This window comes from Roseiarcus sp. (assembly GCF_052145395.1).
In the GTDB taxonomy this organism is placed as follows: Bacteria; Pseudomonadota; Alphaproteobacteria; order Rhizobiales; family Beijerinckiaceae; genus Roseiarcus.
The window spans coordinates 1-4697 of sequence record NZ_JBKQOT010000397.1 but is presented as its reverse complement, the minus strand read 5'-3'; the positions used below and the strand labels follow the sequence as shown (position 1 = coordinate 4697).

At 65.9% G+C, this 4697-nt stretch carries 2 protein-coding genes; both read left to right on the top strand.

Going from position 1 to position 4697, the window contains the following annotated elements; genetic code table 11:
* Positions 1-312 precede the first annotated feature (312 nt).
* Complete coding sequence (locus ACLP25_RS13295) at positions 313-768, top strand: DUF3574 domain-containing protein (protein ID WP_442469667.1); 456 nt, start codon at positions 313-315, stop codon at positions 766-768.
* A 697-nt stretch (positions 769-1465) separates the two neighbouring features.
* Positions 1466-4697: AAA family ATPase (locus ACLP25_RS13290; RefSeq protein WP_442469666.1), on the top strand; the 3232-nt coding region annotated here is incomplete at its 3' end.

Here is a 4697-nt window from a genome sequence, read left to right as displayed (position 1 = left end):
TAGACTTGCCCACGGACGGCTCCCTTCCAGATGGCGCTTTCAACGACGACCATCTTGGCACGCTTGATGCCGTACGGGGCGCCGTCCACCCCATCAGCAAAGGTTCGGATATGAGCCGTTCGCAGAGCCGACGATCAAGGACCGGCATCTGCGCAGTGCCGACGGCCTTGGCCCTTGTCGCTTGTTTCCGAGGATCGCCATCCGCCATCGCCGCCGTCCCCCGCTTCGCCACTAAAAAATTAAGCGCGCTTGACCGCAACCCGGTCGCGCCGCAATCTTCAGATCTCGACGATTGGGTCGGAGGGGTCGGAGGTGTGCGAAAGGCCATGGGGTCTTCGGCGTTCGCGGCCGATCGCGCGCGCAATTGCGGCAGCCCTGACGCTGACTTCCGCCGACGTCCTGCCGATGCTCCCGGCCCGCGCGGAAGGGTGCGCAGCGCCGACCTCGGCTACCCAGCAGGTCGAGCTTTATTTCGGCGCTTCCGTCAAGGGACGCCCCTTCGTCACGGAGCGGGCGTGGTCCAAGTTTCTCGACACGGAGGTGACGCCGAGGTTTCCCGACGGTCTCACCGTCTTCGACGCGCATGGCCAATGGCGTTCCGGCGACGGGCGGATCTATCGCGAAGCGACCCGCGTGCTCCTCATCCTCTACAAGGCGGACGCCGCGAGCGAAGGCAAGATCGAGGCCCTGCGCGACGCCTATAAGAAACAATTCCATCAGGAAGATGCGCCGCTGCGGGTCGACTCGACGGTCTGCGCCACCTTCTGACGGCGAGGGCGTCCCAAGCCTCCACGCGGGCCTGCCGCAGGTCCAAAACCTCGATTCGGTAGGCCTCTCGGCGCCGCCATCCTTCCGGCGCCTCTCGGGACGGCGCGCCCCCAACGCCGACGGCCGGAGTCGACGTAGAGCTGCCGTTGCAGATCGCGGCTGCGAACGTCGCGAGTGGGAGGGCAAGCGGGCTTTCCCCGGCGACACATGTAGGCGCGGTGTCCGCCCAGAGCGGACATTCATCAGCAACGATTGAACGTCCCGGATCGACGTAGACTGGACATTCGTCAACGCCCTGCCGCCGCGATTTGCACCATTCCTGAGGCGTTGATGCATTGCGCTCGCCGAGCAGCAACGTGACACGCCGAGCCAAATGCCCTTCTGGATGATCGCGGGCGGCGATCAGGGGCGCCAGCGAGATTGCCACACCCCCTTCTTACCTGTCGAACGGACGCGCTCTGAGGTCCCCGGGACAGGCCCCTTGCGAATAACGCATTGACAACAAGCATGGTGCGTCCATGCTGCGGCCGCAATTTCCGAGCGGCGACACGCTTTTGGGGGTCCAGTGACCATGGGAGGCCAACCCGGCTCCGCCTGGACGGATGAAACGTCGGCAGAGGACCAGAGTCTGCTCAAGTACTTGCCGCGCCACCGCCGGGCTGCTTTTGACCCACGGAGTCGTAGGTCTTTCCCAAGCGTGTCCAGCGCCTCTGCGGCGATTCTGCGTTCCGACATCGTCGGCTTCACCCTGCTTACCGACCGGATGGTGAAAAGCGGTATCGCGGGGGCCGAACAGCTCGCGGACGTCTTGAACCGGGTCATCAATCGGATGGCCGAGATCGCCTGGGCGCAAGGGGGCGACCTCGTCAGCTGGGAGGGCGATGCTGGAACTTTCGTCTGGTTCGTGCACGCGGGACTCCCTCTCGATGAGGCGACTGTCCTCGCCATTCAGGCGGCGTCCACAATTCATCGCGAGGCGGATTCCTGGCTGGTCGACGGAGCCCCGGTGCGGTTTCGAAGCGCCGTCAGCTGCGGCTCGCTCTCCCACTTCGAGATTGGCGGAAGAGACGATGAATGGCACACCGTTCTGGCGGGCCCGGCCCTTTCCGACGTTAGCGCCGCGGAGCGGACCGCGGCCCCAGGGCAGACCGTGATCAGCCGGTCTGCCTCCGAGCGCGTGGGCGACCGCTGCCAGTGCATTCCCCTCGGCGAAGGAACGGCGCGGGTCGTGGGTGTCGCCAGGCCCGCGAGCCCGCCTGAGGCGACGCCTGAATCCGGCAGCGTCCCCTCGGGAGTTTTGCAAAAGGTTGTGCCTCAGATTCTGCTCAGCGGCGGCCATAAGCCGTTCTTGTGGCCCGGGGAGTTCCGTGTGGTCACGGCGGCCTACATGACGCTTCGCCACCCGGAGTACGCCTCGCCCGAGGATACGCTGGCGACGCTGCAGGACGCCGCTCAACGCGTTCAGTCGTGCCTCACTCGGTTTGAAGGCCAGATCTACGAGATTGCGGCCGGGGACGAAGGGATCACCTTCATCGCGGTGTTTGGATTGCCGCCCTGGTCCCATGAGGACGACGCGGCCCGCGCCGTGCGGTCCGCCCTGACGCTCCACCGCGAGTGGGGCGCGCTCGGGCTGACGAGTTCGACCGGGATCGCCACCGGCAGGGTTTTCTCCGGGATCTTTCAGACCAAGACCGACCGCGCCGTGCTCGCGCTCGTCGGTCCGATCATGAACCTTGCCGCACGGCTGATGCAGTTGAACGCCGGCGTCGTTTGCGACGAGGAGACCAGACAGGCCGGCCGGCAGTCGGGCCGCGTCATCGCCCGCAAGCTGACGCCGCGGATGATCAAGGGCAAACCGGAACCGATCACGGCCTACGCAGCCTACGACGTCGGCGGGCCGACCGGACCGGCGCGCGGCGTTGAAGAATCGGCGGTGATCGGACGCGAGCACGAGCTCTCCGTCCTGTCGGACGGCTTGGCGAAAGCCCGCGTGGGAATTGGCGGCGTCGTCGTGATCGAGGGCGACGCAGGGATCGGCAAGACGAGGCTCGTCAGTCGCACGGCCGACGAAGCCAGCGACGCCGGCATGATCGTTCTGGCCGGCGCCGGCGACAGCACCGACCAGACGACCGCCTATCTCGCGTGGCGCCGCGTCTTTCTGGATTTGCTCGAGCGCAGCGATCTGACGCTTCGGGCCGCGGCCGGCCGGTCATCCTCGCCGGGGTCGGCGGTCGAACCCGTCCACGGTCGCTCCGGGAATGCGACCATCCGCCTCGGAGCCTTTGCCCGCTTGGCGCCCCTCCTCGGGGACATGCTCGGACTGGAAGCCGTCGACAATGACGAGACCGTGCTCCTTCGTGGGCAGCCGAGGGCCGATGCGCTGGCCCGCCTGCTCCGCGATCTGCTTCTCGAAGCCGCAAGAAGCGTCCCGATTGTGGTGGTCACCGAGGACATGCACTGGCTGGACCCGACCTCGCTGAGTTTCTTCGCCGACCTGGGAGCGTCCCGGGCGCCGCTCATGCTGCTCGGCGCCACCCGCGGCCCCGACGCGAACCCCGCCGTTCGCAAGAGCCTCGCGCGGTTGGAGGACGTCCAGTGGCTGCGCCTAGAGCCCATGAACGCCGAGGAGACGGGGTCGCTCCTTGCGCGAACGCTCGGCGCCCGTAGGGCGGACGAGGATCTGGCCGCGATGTTCCGGGACCGGACCGGGGGAAACCCGCTCTTCGTTGAAGAACTGTCACGCATGGCCTTCGCCAACAGGCTTCTCTTCATTGACGGCGCCGTTCAGGCCCGATCGTCGGTTGCGAACACAAAAGGCGAGCTTGACGACATTCTCGAACGGCAGGGATTGCCGGGCACGATCGAGGGGGTGATCCGGCGCCGCCTCGACGGCCTCAGTCACCAAGACGTCTCTGTGCTGAGAGCGGCGAGCGTCGTCGGGCCAAGCTTCGATCGAGACCTTTGTTCCGTCGGCGCGCCGACGCTGACGCCGGCCGAGGTTGACCGATCCATCGCCGCCTTGATCGGATTGGGCGTCATCGAACCCTCGGGCCGCGGGCCTGACGAATTCGTATTCCGGCACGCCGTCCTGCGAGACGTCGTCTACAATACGATGTCCTTCGCCGAACGCCGTCAGATCCACGACGCCATCGGCTCCTGGATCGAGGCGCGTCCACATACGGAGGACGCCAGCGCGCTGCTCGGGCGACATTTCCTTCACGCGCAAAAAACCGACAAGGCGATCCGTTACTTGATCGCGGCCGGCGAGATCGCGATCAGGCGCTACGCCAATGCGGAAGCGGCCGAGCTTCTCACCCGCGCGCACGACTTGGCGCATTCGGGTGCGGACCTCGGTATGAGCCAGGCCGAAATAGCTCATCTTTCCCTGCTCCTCGGCCGAGCGTTCCTTGGCCTGTCGCGCTACGCGGACTGTCGCACCCACAGCGAGACCGGCCTGAGGTTGGCGGGATTTCCCGCGCCGGCGAATTCGCTCGGCGTCGCGCTCGGATTGCTGGGGCAAACCGCTAAACTGGTCCGCTGCCGATTCTGGTCTTCGAGGCGCGAGACCCCCTGCTCCGAGAAGGCCGTTCTGCGCGAGGCGGTTCTCGCCTACGAGGCATTGGCCGAGACCTACTTTTTTCAAGGCGACGGGCTTCGCACGCTGTACGCGGCGATGAGCACGCTCAATCTGTCAGAGCGACTTGGACCCTCGCCAGAACTTGCCCGCGGCTGTGCAACATTGGCGGGAATCGCTGGGCTGTTCCGATTGCGCAAGATCTCCGACCACTATTCGGCGCGCGCGTTGGAAATCTTGGCCAAGATTGAGGACCCCGCCGCAGACGTTTGGGTTCTCATCCTTTTGGGGCTCTCGAAATTCGGGGAGGGGCAATGGGAGGAATCGAGGACGTTTTTCGCCAATGTCGTGGCGG